Genomic DNA, 14,726 nt, shown 5'->3' with positions numbered 1-14,726 from the left:
TACGCCCGCCCTACGATCGCCGCATGTCCGACGTGCCCCTCACCTCGACCCCCGACGTGGAACCTCCGGCCGGCCTGCCCGACATCTCGGTGATGGACTTCTGGACCGGTGACCGGGCGGCGAGGCGCACGGCGTTCCGGCAGCTGCGCGACACCCCCGGCCTGCCCTTCTACCCCGAGCGGATGCTGGCGGACTCGCCGATCCCGCCCGGTCCCGGGTACTACGCGCTGACCCGCCACGACGACATCTGGCACGCGAGCCGCAACGCCCAGCTGTTCTGCTCGAGCCGGGGCGGCGTCAACATCGGCGACCTCAACACCGAGCTGAGCGAGTTCTTCGGGTCGATGATCTCGATGGACGATCCGAAGCACTTCCGGCTGCGGTCGATCGTGTCGAAGGGCTTCACACCGAAGCACATCGGCGCGCTCGAGGGCCAGATCCAGCGGGCGGCCACGAACCTCGTCGATCGCATGATCGCCGAGCACCCCGACCGCCGGGCCGACTTCGTCGAGGCCTTCGCCGGTCCGTTCCCGCTGGCGATCATCTGCTCGATGATGGGCATCCCCGAGACCGACACCAAGCAGATCTTCGACTGGACCAACACGATCCTCGGCGTCGGCGACCCGGAGTACGGCGGCACGTACGAGGCACTGCTCCAGACGGCGCTGGAGATCTTCGCCTACGCGCAGGCGCTCGGCGAGGACCGCCGGGCCAACCCGACCGACGACATCACGTCGGCGCTGATGCACGCCGAGCTCGACGGCGATCGTCTCACCGCCCAGGAGTTCGGCTCGTTCTTCATCCTCCTCGTCGTCGCGGGCAACGAGACGACCCGCAACGCGATCACGCACGGGTTGAAGGCCCTCACCGACCACCCCGAGCAGCGCGACCTGTGGTTCGCCGACTTCGACACCCATGCGCGGACGGCCGTCGAAGAGATCGTCCGCTGGGCGACGCCGGTCATCCACTTCCGACGGACCGTCACCGCCGACACCGAGCTGAGCGGCGTGCAGCTGCACGAGGGCGACAAGATCGTGATGTTCTACGAGTCGGCCAACCGCGACGAGCGCGTCTACGAACGACCCGACGAGTTCGACGTCACCCGCGCGGTCAACCCCACCCAGGTCGGTTTCGGTGCGGGCGGGCCGCACTTCTGTCTCGGCGCCAACCTCGCGCGCCGCGAGATCACGGTGGCCTTCGACGAGATCCGCCGGCGTCTCCCCGACCTACGCGCCACCGGCGAGCCCGACTACCTGCAGAGCAACTTCATCAACGGCATCAAGCGCCTGCCCTGCGCATGGTGACCGTCGCCGAGCGCTGACTGCCCTCCCGTGAACGACGACGAGCGGGTCCGCTGGGCCCGGGCGCTCACGACCGCCGGGTGGTTGTTCGTGCTGGCGTACCTGACGTATCTCGTCGGGCAGATACGACGGGCGTTCGCGATCACGACGGCGAGCTTCGAGGACGGCATCTGGGGACAGCGTGTCGAGCAGGTCTCGTTCGCCACGCTGCCGCAGAACGTCATCATCGCCGTACCCGCTGCGATCGCGGCCGTCGCCGCCACGCTGCTCGTGCGCGACCTGGTCGATCGACGCGAGATCTGGCTCGCCCAGCTCGTCCGGATCGTCGCCGGTCTCGGCTACATGATCATCGGCCTGGCGGTGCTCGGCATCGTCGGCCTGCTGTTCCGCAATCCAGACGGCGTCGGCGACTTCGTGCAGTTCCTCGGTCGGATCGGCGGGATCATGCTCGGAGCAGCGATGATCCGCGTGTGCCTCGAGGCAGAACGCCTGGGTTGAGCGAGGCGGCTCGGATCAGCTGAGTCAGGTCGGCTCGGCGCGGCGCGTCTGGCGGTGCCGGTGCAGCGTCTCCTCGAGCGCCGTCATCGCCTTGAACCCGACCACGCCGCCGATGACGATCAGCACCCCTTCGACCAACGTCGCGGTCGCGAAGAACCCGAGCCGGGCCACCGCGCGGCGGAACAGGAAGTTCTCGACCAGCCCGACCATGTAGGCCGCGGTGATGACGAGGGTCCACCGACTGAAGCCGGTCAACGCGCCGCCGAGGCGCGACGAGAGCGTCATCAGCATGCGGTTGCTGTACAGCAGGGCGAGGAAGGCCAGGGCGAAGCCGAGCAACACGAGGACGTACCCCACGTCGCCGCCGAGGACCAGACCGACGAGGACCAGCACCGGCATGGGCACGAAGATGATGCCGAACGAGGCCGGATTCGGTGCGTGCACGGTGACGCGACGGGCGTTGAGTGCGATGAGCACGGCCCAGACGGCGTGCACGATGATCGTCAGCACGTAGGTCACCGCGACGGCTCCGCCGGCGATCGCCACGCGGCCGACGTCCTCCTCGTCCTCGAGGAAGACGTTCTCGCCGGTCCAGACGTCGGTGTAGTCGAACGCCAGCCGGACGAGCGCGATGCCGAGCGCGACGAGGCTCACACCCCAGAGCACGTGGAACAGGCTGACGACGCCGGTGAGCGGCCGGGTGTTGCGGAGCGGGCGCAGGTCGGCGGGCGCCGCGGCCGGGCTCCTCTGCAACCCGCTCGCGAACCATTCTGGACGCAGGTCGTCGGTGCCGCGGGAGCGGGCCTCGAGACGACCCAGACGTTCGAACACCCCGTGCGTGCCGCGCTCGCCCAACCAGGCGAACACGAGACCGTTGACGATGAGGATCCCCATCGCACCGAACGCGATGTTCGACGTCAGCTCGGTGTGGTCCCAGTCGCCGCGCGTCAGCGGGTCGGGCCAGCTGGTGAGCCGCCACCAGAGCAGTCCGAAGGCGAGGAGATCGAGCGGGTACGCGGTGACCCACAGCAACGGAGGCTTGCGCAACAGACCGCGGAAGACGCCCTGGAGCCGCGCGTACGGGATCGCCAGTGCGATGAGGAGACCGACGCCTGCGACGCCCGGGAGCGGGTCGAGATCGCCGTCGACGTCGATCTGCAGGTACGTCACCGCCGACGCTGCTGCCCATCCGATCGGGATCGCCCACGACCAACCCACCGACCGCGGGCTCGTCGCTCGCGACTTGAGCCGCTGGGCGTTCTCTGCCAACGCGACCGTCCAGTACACCAGTGCGCCGACGCCGACGACCACGAACACCGCCGCAGAGAACACGACCGGCCAGAACGCCTCGGCACGCTCGGGCCCGCCGGTGGCGCGCCGGGCGACCACGCCGATCAGCAGCGCAGCGACGATCATCAGCACGCGCCCGACGAGCATGACGACCATCGGTTGCCTGAGATCGAGCAGCTCGGGTCGCACGAACTCGGGGCGCTCGCGATCGGCCGGGGCCGTCGGGATGCCGTAGTCGACCTTCGGTCGGGTGACCTGCACGTTTCGCGTGGCGGCCTCGATCCCGGTCGGCGCTCGCAGCGGCACGCCCTGCCCGGCAGGTGCCGGCGCTGGTGTCGTTGGTGATGTCGGCGGTGATGTTGCTGGTGGTGTCGGCGTTGGTGTCGGTGGTGGCGGAGGTGGGACGGCGGGGGCGGCATCGGGCAGACGCGGTTGATCCGGCCCGTCGGGGAGGGTCGGTGTCGGCGCTGGAGGCAGGTACGGCGCGTCGCCGTCGGTCGGAGCCCCCACGTTCGATTCGTCCGCCACGGGCGACATGTTAGGTCGAGGCCCGCGCTCGACGTTCGAACGCGCCGCGCCGGGCGGCGGCCCTGTTGTCGCAGCTGGTGTCGCAGCCGGTCAGGCGCCCAGCTCGCCGAGGTTGTAGTGACGCCGGCAGAGCAGTTCGTACCGGACGGTGTCGCCGAAGATCTTCTGCTCGGACGGATCGGCCGTGTCACCGACGACCACGGTCTCGCCCTCGTAGACCACCATGTCGTTGACGACGCGGGCGTTGTGCGTCGCTCGGGACCCGCACCAACAGCGCGCCTCGACCTGCAGCGGCACGCGTTCGTCGGCGATCTCGAGCATCCGCTTCGTGCCGTCGAACAGCTGACCTCGGAAGTCGGTGATGAGCCCGAACGCGTACACGTCGACCTCCATGTCGTCGACGACGCGGGCCAGCTGGTCGCATTGCTCGACGGTGTAGAACTGCACCTCGTCGCACACGAGGTAGTGCAGCGGCCAGTGGTCGACGGCCAGCGCATGGATGTCGAGGTCGGGCTCGACCTGGACAGCCGGCGCTGCCACGCCGAGTCGGCTCGTGACCTGCTCGCCTTCGCGATCGAGCCGCGTGAGCAACAACCCGTACAGGTGGGTCGACGCCAGATTGTGGTGGATCTGCAGCGCAAGGGTGCTCTTGCCGGAACCCATCGTGCCGAAGCTGAACCGCAGTGTCGCCATGTCGCCCGGCGACGCTACCCGGCGGGTGTGTCGGACGCGTCGGACCGGCGGCCGTTCGTCCGGCCACGTCGGCGGCGTCGGCGAAGCGGCTCGGCGAGCTCGGGCGACAACCGGATCGCTTCCTCCACGTCCGCCGTGGTGAGCGCGGCCACCACCACCACGATGCCGGTGACGATCGCCTGCAACGCGGCGAAGAAGCTCAGGGCCTCGAGTGAGGCGCTGGGCCCGATCGGCCGCTGCAACCCGCCGATCCACGACAGCGCCAGCATCACGGCGAGCCCCAACGACCAGATCGTGAGCGACACCGTGCTGCGCTCGTACCATCGCAGCACCGGCGTGACCGAGGCCGTCGACACGGCGACGATCACGACGAGGCCGAGCAGCGACAGCAGGCTGATCGTCGAGCGAGTCGAGCCGTCGAGCAGCAGCGAGGCGACGTTCAGGGCGGCGGCGAGTCCGAACAGCACGAGGCTGCGTTGGTAGTAGGTCTCGGGCGCGCCGGCCCGTCGCGCCTTCACCGCGACCATCGCGCACCACAGCGGTACGAGCGCGAGGGCGACGCCGGCCACCGCCACCATCGTCCGGCGAGCGAGGTCGATGCGGTCGACGTCGACGTCGTTGATGTCGCCACCGACGAGATCGCCGCTGACGCCGACGGATCGGCTGAGGATCCAGGCTGCAGTCGCCGCCGTCGCCGTCAGCGCGAGCAGGAGGAGGTACCGGACGGATTCGAGCCCGTACAACCGGGGCGTGACGAGCAGCTCCCCTCCTTCGCGGTTGCCGGACCGGACATGGGCGATCGTCGATGGGTCGTAGGCGTGCGTCTCGGCACTGATGCCGTATTCGGCGAGCCGGCTGAGCAGCGATGCCTCCTCGGCTGGTTCGTCGGCATCGCCGAGGCGTTCGGCGAGCCGCTCGAGCGGGCGATCCTCGTCGACGGGCGCCTCGTCCGAGCCCAGGCGACTGGCGAGGCGATCCGCGATGGCGTCCTCGCTCGACGTCGCATCGTCCGAGTCGCGGCTCGACAGACTCGCCTGCAACCGCTCACCGAGTCCGACGGTCTCTGGCTCTGGCTCGGCCGGTTCCCGTTCCGGCTCGACCGGTTCTGGTTCCGGTTCCGGCTCGACCGGTTCTGGTTCCGGTTCGGGCTCAGCCGGTTCCGGTTCGGGCTCGGCCGGTTCCGGTTCCGGCTCGGGTTCGGGTTCGGGTTCGGGTTCGGCCTCGACGGGCACACCGGACTCGACCGACGCCGACTCGGGTGCGACCGGTGCAGCCGGTTCGACCGACGCCACGTCGGTGTCGACCGGCTCGACGGCGGGCATCTCCCGTGTGACGAACAGGTAGCCGGCCGCCCGGACGCGATCCGGCATGGTGTGGCGGCCGAGGGGCGAGAGTCGGAGCGTGCGATCCCGGTCGGCGGCCTCATCGCCGAGTTCGACGAGGCCGGCGAAGTCGAGCACGGCGACCAGCTGCCTCGCCTCGCGCTCGACGAGGTCGTCCCACTGCGCAGCACCGAACTGCTCGCGATCCAGAGGCAGCCGTGCATCGACGATCGACCGTGCGGACACGACGACGTCGTCGACGCGGCGCTCGGTTCCCGGCTCCAGCACGTCGGCGAGGAGCGCGCCGATGGATTCGTCGAGGGCGCGACGCACGTCGGCATGCGGCCAACCGACCCCGGCCTGCGACGACGCCGGGCCCATCGTCATGAGCGCCTCGATCAGCGACGACGCACGATCAGGCAGCGAGCGGTCCGACCACTGCCGGACAGACACGAGCTTCCTGTCGGTGCGCTCGACCGCTCGGGCAGCACTGGCGACATCGACGACCAGCGACAACCAGCGCAGTTGACGGCTCGACCTCACCGACGGCCATCGACCGGTCGACGCCGTGTCGTCGAGATCCTCGATCTCGAGGAGTCGGACGAGTCGCCTGGCGTCCGCCAGCTTCAGGTTGCCGGCGCTGGTCAGGGTGCGCCCGTCCGGCCCGGCGAAGTCGATCAACCCGCCCACGGCAGCGACCAGGCGGGCGCGCCCGGCACTCGCGTCGACGTCGGCGGTCGACGGCACGACGTGCACGACGTCGAGCACGACGGGCTCGGCGTCGGCCGTGTCGGCGTCGGCCGTGTCGGCGTCGCCCGGCGATCCATCGCCCGCGTCGAGGACCTGCGCCGCCTCGGAGCCGAGACGGGCGGCGACCCGTGCGGCCACCTGACCTGGCTCGTCGTCGGCCTCGTCGTCGGCCGGGCCGCCGTCCACCGAGGCGGCGTCGGGGTCGGCCGGTTCGACGACGTCGACGCCGGGAGGCGGTTCGCGGAACGTGACACCTGCCTGGCCCGCTCCCACCGGCGCCGGTTCGGGCGGTTCGGCGTCTCGGCTCGGCTCGTCCGCGGCCTGCCCCGCGACGTCGGGTGGCTCCGGTGGCCAGGCGATCTCGGCGGCACGCACGTCGTGATCCGGTACCGGCACCGTCGGTGCCGACTCGGCCAAGGCCGACTGCAGCTCGGACAAGGTCGTCTCCGCACCGGGCACCGCCGACTCCAGCTCGGACGGTGTCGGCATCGCGTCTGGCGTCGCCGACCCCAGCTCGGTCAACGTCGTCTCGAGCCGGGACGCGGCGGGCTCCGGCTCGGCGACCCCCACTTCCGACTCGGTCTCGGCGAGCTCCTCCCGGGCCGCCCGGGCCTCGTCGCGTTCCCGGTGGATCTTGAGCAGCGCCCAGCGAACCTCGGGATCCATCGGATCGATGCCGCGCAGGCGGAGCTGGCGATGATCGTGACGCGTCTCGAGTGCGACCAGACGATGCTTCGTGGCCTGATCGATGTCACGGACGAGCAGGAGCCAGACGGCGATGGCTCCCCCGAACGCGACCGCGGCGGCCGCCGCCAACCCGATCATCAGCTCGGCGGCGCTCGTGTCACCGGGCGTCGGATTCGTCGGCCACGATCCGATCCGCCACCACAGCAGACCGAACCCGGCGAGATCGAGCACGAACGCGCCGCCGATGAGGGCATCGGACCTGATGCGGATCAGCGACGTCAGGATCCTCCGGACGAGCGAGTACGGCCGCCAGAGCGCGAGACCGAAGATGGTGACGAACATGGCCGGCCGGATGTCGATGTTCTCGCCCGGCGGTATCCGGATGACGACCACCGCGAGGATCCCGGCCCAGAAGAGCGGCGACACCCAGGCGGTGACGCAGCGCGTGCGGGTCGGCTTGCGCGCATCGAGCAGGTGGACGTTGCGGGTGACGCGGTCCGACCACCACCAGCCGGCTCCGGCGAGCACCATCGCGATGACGAGGCCGATCCAGCCCAGTCGCCCGAACGACTCGCGATCCTGGGTGCCGCTGCCGCCGTCGGATCGAGCGACGAGCGCCACCACCGTGACCGTGACCGCCCAGGCGATCGTCAGCGCACGCGCCGCGACCATCGCCCACGCGGACCTGCTGACGTCGATCGGCGTCGGCTGTTCGTAGGGCTCCCAATCCGACGTGGGGAGCGGCAGGCCCAGCGAGTCGATGTCCCAGCGCGAGCCGGCGGCCGTGGGATCGGGCAGCGAGGGGGCGGCCGCGTCCAAGTCGAGCGGGAGTTGCTCGGCCGGGGGCGGTGTCAGCCCCGGGGGCGGCAGCCGGGGCGCGTCGCCGTCACTCATCGAACCCGATCAAGCGACCTGCCCACCGCACCAATTGACCCATCTCTGCCTCTCACACCCGGTGACGTCGTCACTGCACGGCCGGATGATCCGGCGGGCCCGACGGTACGAAGCCCGCCACGAACCGATGGGCGAAGCCTACCGGAGCAGCCCCTGCACCTGTTCGATGGTGTCGGCCTCGGACGCGGCCTTGTCGTCCCGATATCGCTTGACCCGTGCGAACCGCAACGCGACGCCGCCCGGGTACCGCGTCGAGGCCTGGACGCCGTCCACGGCGATCTCGACCACCTGCTCGGGACGCACGTGGACAACGTGGCGTTCACGCCCCGTGCCCTCGCCGATCTGCAACCCGAGGAATCGTTCCGTCTGCCACCGCAACATCTCGTCGGTCAGCCCCTTGAACGTCTTGCCGACCATCACGAACGCGCCGCCGTCGCCGCGGGCGCCGAGGTGCAGGTTCGACAGCCAGCCCTGCCGACGGCCGTGACCCCACTCGACGGCCAGCACGACCAGATCGAACGTGTAGACCGGCTTCACCTTGCGCCATGCGCCACCTCGGCGTCCGGCGTCGTACACCGTGTCGAGGCCCTTCACCATCACGCCCTCGTGGCCTGCTGCAATCGCCTCGTCCATGAACGCCTGCGCCCGCCCCGCGTCCGCGGTGACGATCGCCGGCAGCCGGCTCGATGCCGGGACCGTCGCCTCGAGCACCTGCCGACGAACGGCGAGTGGCTCACCAACGACCGGTTCCCCGGCGTGCAGCACGTCGAAGAAGAACGCCTGCAACCCGCCGCCACGAGCGTCGGCACCGAAGTCGCCCATCGTGTCCTGGAACCGGCTCGGGGCACCGGACTCGTCGACGCCGAGCACCTCGCCGTCGAGCACGAGGTCGCCGCCGGGCAGCGACCGGACCACGTCGACCACGCCGCCGAGCCTGCCGGTCACGTCGTTGAGGTTGCGGGTGAACAACCGCACGTCAGCTCCGGCGCGGTGGGCCTGGATGCGGGCGCCGTCGAGCTTCCACTCGACCGATGCCTCGCCCGTCGACGCGATCGCGTCGCCGACGTCGGTGGCCGGCGATGCGAGCATCGGCTGGACCGGCTGCGCCGGCACGAGCTCGATCGCCGACAGCCCGGGCGCCCCTTCGACCAGGGCGACGCGAGCCGCGACCGCGAGCGAGCCCGAGAACATCGCAGCGCGCTGCACGTCACCGACCTTGACGCCCGCCGCCCTGGCGACGGCTGCGGCGAGCACGCCGTCGAGCGCACCCTGACGCAGCTCGCCACCGACGATCGCACGGATCATCGTCTGCTCGGGCTCGGTGGCCTGCTCGAGCAACCGGTGCAGCAGCTCGCGGCGCCGGGCAACCGATCCGGGCCCCTCGATCCCAGCCAGCTCGACGACGGCCCGGTCGACGTCGTCGATGGACAGCGAGGCGTCGGCAGCCGCAGGGGGCGCGACGTCGCCGATCGTCGCCCACCCGACGCCGATCCGACCCAATCGAGTCGACCCGACGGCGAAGGACGCCGCCGCCTCGATCTCAGCGGGGGACATCGAGCGGAACAGCTCGGCCAGCAACGCGACCTTCTCGCCCCGTTTCGACGTGGCGGCCACCTGGCTCGAGGTGATCGCGAGCGTCTCGAACAGCACGGCACCAGTGTGCACCCCGATAGCGGCGCGGCGCGAGACTCGACGGAATGGAGGTGGCGCGATCGAGGCGGTGACGTGGCTGCGGGAGCACGGCGTGGGTCCCGGCGACGACCTCGCCGTCGCCGCAGCAGCTCCGACCGGCCTCGGTCTGGCGATCCCAGCCGGCCCGGTGATGGCCCTTGCGTGCGACGATCCGGCCGTACTCATCGGCGAGATCGAGGTTGCGATCGCGCCGAGGTGGATCTGGTGGGACCGCACGGTGCCCGACCTGCTCGCCGCCCACGACGTCATGGTCAACCGGTGCTGGGACGTGACCACCGCGCACCGTCTGCTCGACGGCGGCTGGCGGACGCCGCTCGCCGTTGCCTGGGCGTGGCTGCACGACCTCCCGACCGACTCACTCCCGACGATGGGACAGCTCGATCTGCTCGCCGACCGAGGGGACGAGGGTGGCGACCCCGAGGACCCGGTCCGGCCGGACGGCCACCTCCGCCCCGAGTGGATCAGCGGGGGATGGGCCGCCGGGACCGGACGGATGGCCACGTGGGCCGCCGTCTCGCTCCGCGCGGTCGAGCGTCAGCGGGCGCTCCTCGACCGTCGGCCCGACCCGGCTCGTGCGCACAGCACCGCCCGGTCGGAGTCGGCCGCCGAGCTGCTGTGCGCCGAGCTGTCGGTCGCCGGGCTGCCGATCGACACCGACGAGGCGCTCCGCATCATCGGCGACGCCGTCGGGCCGCGACCCGCCGACGAGGCCCAGGCCGAGATCGATCGCCGACGCCGCGACGCCACCGTGCTCGGTCACCTCGGGCCAGGCCCACCGGTCGACCTCAGGAACCCATCCGACGTCAAGGCGATGCTCCGCCGGGTCGCCGTCGACGTCCCCGACACCCGGGCGTGGCGGCTCGAACGCCACCGCGGCGACCATCCGGTCGTCGAGGCGCTCCTGCACTGGCGCAAGGCCGAGCGGATCGCCACCACCTACGGCTACCGCTGGCTCGACGAGCACGTGCGGGACGGTCGCCTGCGGGGCGAGTGGAGCGGCTCCGACGGTGCCGCCGGCCGGATGACCGCCTCGGCGGGGCTGCACAACCTCCCCGCCGAGATGCGCCCTGCGGTGGCCGCCGAGCCCGGCCACGTCTTCGTACGCGCCGACCTCGGGCAGATCGAGCCACGGGTCCTGGCTGCGGTGTCGGGGGACGAGTCGCTGATCGCCGCCACGGCGAGCGCCGATCTGTACCGGCCGGTCGCCGATCGCCTCCGCGTCGAACGCGACGTCGCGAAGGTCGCCGTGCTGGGCGCGATGTACGGGTCGACGACCGGCGAGTCGGCCCATGCCCTGCGCGGGCTGGAGCGCAACTATCCGGTGGCGATGGGCTTCCTCGAGCGGGCCGCCGAAGCGGGGCGGGCCGGCGACGACGTCTACACCGTCGGCGGCCGGCGGGTGCGGATGTGGGTCGACGACTCGATCGACGGCGACATCGACCGGGCGCGCCGCGTGGCGGCGTCGCGGGGCCGCTACGCCCGCAACGCCACGATCCAGGGTGCGGCCGCCGAGTTCTTCAAGGTGTGGGCGATCCTCGTCCGGGCTCGCGGTGCCGAGCACGGTGCACGCGTCGTGCTGTGCCTCCACGACGAGCTCCTCGTCCACGCACCCGCCGACGCCGCCGAACGGGTGACCGGTGTCGTGTCGGACGCGTTGGCCGAAGCCGCCCACCGGTGGTCGCCCCACCCCGACGTGCGCTTCGTCGCCGACGTGAGCGTGATCGAGCGATGGTCCGATGCCAAGGGGTGAGCCCGCCCGGAGGTGACCTACGGAGGGGTGAGCACGTCGCAGCAGGAGATGCCGGCTCGCTGGACTGCGGGAGTAGGGTGAAGGCAGCAGCGACCACCCGGCAACGGCGCCGGGCAAGGGGGAACGACAACATGACGGACACGATCGAACGGTCCGAGGACGCTTCCGTCCTCGACCGACTCGTGGTTCGGTTCGCCGGCGACTCCGGCGATGGGATGCAGCTCACGGGCGACCGGTTCACGTCGGTGAGCGCCTCGTTCGGCAACGACCTCTCGACCCTCCCCGACTTCCCGGCCGAGATCCGGGCCCCGGCCGGCACGGTCAACGGCGTGTCGAGCTTCCAGGTCCACCTCGCCGATCACGACATCACGACACCCGGCGACGAGCCGAACGTGCTGGTGGCGATGAATCCGGCCGCGCTGAAGGCCGATCTGCCCCGCCTCGAGGCCGGCGGCACGCTGATCGTCAACGAGGACGCCTTCGACGAGCGCAACCTCGAGAAGGCCGAGTACGACGCCAACCCGCTCGACGACGGCACCGTCGCCGGCTACCGGGTGATCAAGGTGCCGATGTCGTCGATGACGAAGGAAGCGTGCGAGCCGCTCGGCGTGAAGCCGCGCGACGCCGAACGGTCGAAGAACTTCTTCGCGCTCGGGCTCGTGTCGTTCATGTACACCCGACCGACCGAACCGACCATCGAGTGGATCCACAAGAAGTTCGCATCGCGTGAGAAGGTCGCGGCGGCCAACAGCGCCGCGTTCAAGGCCGGCTTCCACTTCGGCGAGACGACCGAGCAGGTCGGTTACCGCTACGAGGTGAAGCCCGCGAAGTTGCCGGCGGGTGAGTACACGAGCATCACGGGCAACACGGCGCTCGCGTGGGGCCTCGTCGCCGCCGGGCAGCTCAGCCAGCTGCCGGTCACGCTCGGTTCGTACCCGATCACACCGGCCAGCGACATCCTGCACGAGCTCTCGAAGCACAAGCACTTCGGCATCCGCACGGTCCAGGCCGAGGACGAGATCGCAGCGGTCGGCATGGCGCTCGGCGCCGCGTTCGCCGGCCATCTCGGGGTCACCACCACGAGCGGGCCCGGTGTCGCGCTGAAGAGCGAGACGATCTCGCTGGCGGTCTCGATCGAGCTGCCGCTGCTGGTGATCGACATCCAGCGTGGCGGCCCGTCGACCGGCCTGCCGACCAAGACCGAGGCCGCGGACCTGAACATGGCGCTCTACGGCCGCCACGGCGAGGCACCGCTGCCGGTCGTCGCCAGCTACTCGCCGGCCCAGTGCTTCCACGCCGCCATCGAGGCCGCCCGCATCGCCCTCAAGTATCGGACTCCGGTGATCCTCCTGTCCGACGGCTACCTGGCCAACGGCTCCGAGCCGTGGCAGATCCCGAAGGTCGCCGACCTACCCGACATCTCCGTGCCCTTCGCCACCGACTTCAACGACACCGACGACGAGGGCAACCCGGTGTTCCTGCCGTACCTGCGCGATCCCGACACGCTCGCCCGTCCGTGGGCGATCCCCGGCACGCCGGGCCTGATGCACCGCGTCGGCGGGTTGGAGAAGGAGGACCGGACCGGCAACGTCAACTACACCCCCGAGAACCATCAGCTGATGGGCGACCTCCGACAGGCGAAGCTCGATCGCATCGCCGACGACTACCCCGATCTGACGATCACCGGCGACGAGGACGCCGACCTGTGCATCCTCGGCTGGGGGTCGACGTGGGCCGCCATCCACTCCGCCGTCGAACGACAACGGCGCAAGGGCCGCAAGCTCGCGTGGATCCACCTCGAGCACCTCAACCCCCTCCCGAACGACCTCGGCGAGAAGCTGCGCCGGTACGACACGGTGCTGGTTCCCGAGCTGAACAAGGGCCAGCTCTGCCAACTGGTTCGCGGCAAGTACCTGGTCGACGCCCGCTCGGTGAGCAAGGTGGCCGGGCTCCCGTTCCGGACCCAAGAGATCGAAGATGCGATCGAGGAGGCGGCAGCGTGAGCGACACGGCAGTCACCCTCACCACCAAGAAGGACTGGACCAGCGACCAGGAGGTCCGCTGGTGTCCCGGCTGCGGCGACTACGGCATCCTCCAGGCCGTCCAGCAGCTCATGCCCGACCTCGGCATCGCCCCGGAGAAGACCGTGTTCATCTCCGGGATCGGGTGCTCGAGCCGCTTCCCGTACTACATGAACACCTACGGGATGCACTCGATCCACGGCCGCGCCCCGGCGATCGCCACCGGCTTGGCGGTCGCCCGCCCCGACCTCGACGTCTGGGTGATCACCGGCGACGGCGACGGCCTCTCGATCGGCGGCAACCACCTGATCCACGCCCTGCGGCGCAACGTCAACCTCAAGATCCTGCTGTTCAACAACCGGATCTACGGGCTGACCAAGGGCCAGTACTCGCCGACGTCGGAGCTCGGCAAGGTCACCAAGTCGACGCCGTTCGGGTCGATCGACCCGCCGTTCAACCCCCTGTCGGTCGCGATGGGCGCCGAGGCCAGCTTCGTGGCCCGCACCCACGACCTCGACCGCAAGCACATGATGGAGATCTTCAAGGCCGCCCACGACCACCGCGGCGCCTCGTTCGTCGAGATCTACCAGAACTGCAACGTGTTCAACGACGGCCAGTTCAACGACATCACGAAGAAGAACCAGCGCGACGAGATGATGATCGACCTCGTGCACGGCGAGCCGGTGCTGTTCGGCACCGACCAGCAGCGCGGCGTGATGATGGGCTCCGACGGCTTCCTGCGGATCGTCGAGGTCGCCGACGTGGGCATCGAGAACATCCTCGTGCACGACGAGCACAACGAGTTCCCGTCGTTGGCGTTCGCCCTCGCCCGGTTGAACACCGACGACCACAGCCCCACGCCGTTCGGCGTGTTCCGCGAGGTCAGCCGGCCGGAATACTCCCAGTCGGTCAGCGATCAGCTGGTCGCCGCCAGCGATGCCAAGGGCCCGGGTGACCTGGGTGCGCTGCTGCGCAGCAACGGCACCTGGACGGTCGACTGACCGGCCGATCCACCGGCCGGCGCGCGGTACCGTGACCGCGTGGGACGAGCCTTCGAGACCATCACCGACCCGATGCGCGACTTCATCGAGTCGCAGCACGTGTTCTTCGTCGCGACCGCGCCGTCGGAGGGCGGGCACGTCAACCTGTCGCCGAAGGGGTACGACTCGTTCCGGCTCCTCGGCGCCAACCGGGTGGCCTACCTCGACCTGACCGGCAGCGGCGCCGAGACGATCGCGCACGTCGGCCAGAACGGGCGGATCACGGTCATGTTCTGCGCGTTCGAGGGCAAGCCGAACAT

Annotated in this window: 10 protein-coding genes; 6 read left to right on the top strand and 4 right to left on the bottom strand. The window is 70.4% G+C overall.

What is annotated here, in order from left to right; all coding sequences use genetic code 11:
• The first annotated feature begins 23 nt into the window (after window positions 1–23).
• Both QNJ12_RS10500 and QNJ12_RS10495 read left to right on the top strand, forming a co-directional pair.
• Window positions 24–1,304 carry a cytochrome P450 gene (locus QNJ12_RS10500; protein WP_300622576.1) on the top strand — a complete coding sequence of 427 codons (1,281 nt, stop codon included), beginning with the start codon at window positions 24–26 and terminating at the stop codon, window positions 1,302–1,304.
• Window positions 1,305–1,331: 27 nt separating this feature from the next.
• Window positions 1,332–1,799 carry a hypothetical protein gene (locus QNJ12_RS10495; RefSeq protein ID WP_300622574.1) on the top strand — a complete coding sequence of 156 codons (468 nt, stop codon included), beginning with the start codon at window positions 1,332–1,334 and terminating at the stop codon, window positions 1,797–1,799.
• A gap of 24 nt (window positions 1,800–1,823) precedes the next feature.
• Here the strand turns inward: QNJ12_RS10495 and QNJ12_RS10490 are convergent, their stop codons facing one another.
• The 4 genes from QNJ12_RS10490 to QNJ12_RS10475 all read right to left on the bottom strand — a co-directional run bounded on the left by QNJ12_RS10490 (window position 1,824) and on the right by QNJ12_RS10475 (window position 9,613).
• Complete coding sequence (locus QNJ12_RS10490) at window positions 1,824–3,395, bottom strand: hypothetical protein (RefSeq protein WP_300622572.1); 1,572 nt, start codon at window positions 3,393–3,395, stop codon at window positions 1,824–1,826.
• Between the two features lie 312 nt (window positions 3,396–3,707).
• Window positions 3,708–4,310: a thymidine kinase gene (locus QNJ12_RS10485; RefSeq protein WP_300622570.1), complete on the bottom strand. Its 603-nt coding sequence runs from the start codon at window positions 4,308–4,310 to the stop codon at window positions 3,708–3,710.
• Window positions 4,311–4,324: 14 nt separating this feature from the next.
• Complete coding sequence (locus QNJ12_RS10480; RefSeq protein WP_300622568.1) at window positions 4,325–7,963, bottom strand: hypothetical protein; 3,639 nt, start codon at window positions 7,961–7,963, stop codon at window positions 4,325–4,327.
• A 138-nt stretch (window positions 7,964–8,101) separates the two neighbouring features.
• A complete protein-coding gene (locus QNJ12_RS10475) occupies window positions 8,102–9,613 on the bottom strand; it encodes an ATP-dependent DNA ligase (RefSeq protein WP_300622566.1) in 1,512 nt (503 codons plus the stop codon).
• Between the two features lie 70 nt (window positions 9,614–9,683).
• Here QNJ12_RS10475 and QNJ12_RS10470 point away from each other — a divergent pair, with 70 nt between their 5' ends.
• The 4 genes from QNJ12_RS10470 to QNJ12_RS10455 form a co-directional block, all read left to right on the top strand.
• Window positions 9,684–11,405: a DNA polymerase gene (locus tag QNJ12_RS10470; RefSeq protein ID WP_300622564.1), complete on the top strand. Its 1,722-nt coding sequence runs from the start codon at window positions 9,684–9,686 to the stop codon at window positions 11,403–11,405.
• A 131-nt stretch (window positions 11,406–11,536) separates the two neighbouring features.
• Window positions 11,537–13,408 carry a 2-oxoacid:acceptor oxidoreductase subunit alpha gene (locus QNJ12_RS10465; protein WP_300622562.1) on the top strand — a complete coding sequence of 624 codons (1,872 nt, stop codon included), beginning with the start codon at window positions 11,537–11,539 and terminating at the stop codon, window positions 13,406–13,408.
• A complete protein-coding gene (locus tag QNJ12_RS10460; RefSeq protein WP_300622560.1) occupies window positions 13,405–14,427 on the top strand; it encodes a 2-oxoacid:ferredoxin oxidoreductase subunit beta in 1,023 nt (340 codons plus the stop codon). Before QNJ12_RS10465 ends, QNJ12_RS10460 begins: the two co-directional genes overlap by 4 nt.
• A gap of 39 nt (window positions 14,428–14,466) precedes the next feature.
• On the top strand, window positions 14,467–14,726 hold a 260-nt coding region (locus tag QNJ12_RS10455), incomplete at its 3' end, for a pyridoxamine 5'-phosphate oxidase family protein (RefSeq protein ID WP_300622558.1).

Origin of the sequence: Ilumatobacter sp. (assembly GCF_030065885.1) — a bacterium.
In the GTDB taxonomy this organism is placed as follows: Bacteria; Actinomycetota; Acidimicrobiia; order Acidimicrobiales; family Ilumatobacteraceae; genus Ilumatobacter.
The sequence above is the reverse complement of the archived record's forward strand: the minus strand, read 5'-3'. Positions and strand labels throughout refer to the sequence as shown.

Excerpts from the sequence above, each read along its gene's own strand:
- QNJ12_RS10500 (WP_300622576.1), top strand. The coding sequence starts at position 24 with ATGTCCGACGTGCCCCTCACCTCGACCCCCGACGTGGAACCTCCGGCC.
- QNJ12_RS10485 (WP_300622570.1), bottom strand. The coding sequence starts at position 4,310 with ATGGCGACACTGCGGTTCAGCTTCGGCACGATGGGTTCCGGCAAGAGC.
- QNJ12_RS10480 (WP_300622568.1), bottom strand. The coding sequence starts at position 7,963 with ATGAGTGACGGCGACGCGCCCCGGCTGCCGCCCCCGGGGCTGACACCG.
- QNJ12_RS10465 (WP_300622562.1), top strand. The coding sequence starts at position 11,537 with ATGACGGACACGATCGAACGGTCCGAGGACGCTTCCGTCCTCGACCGA.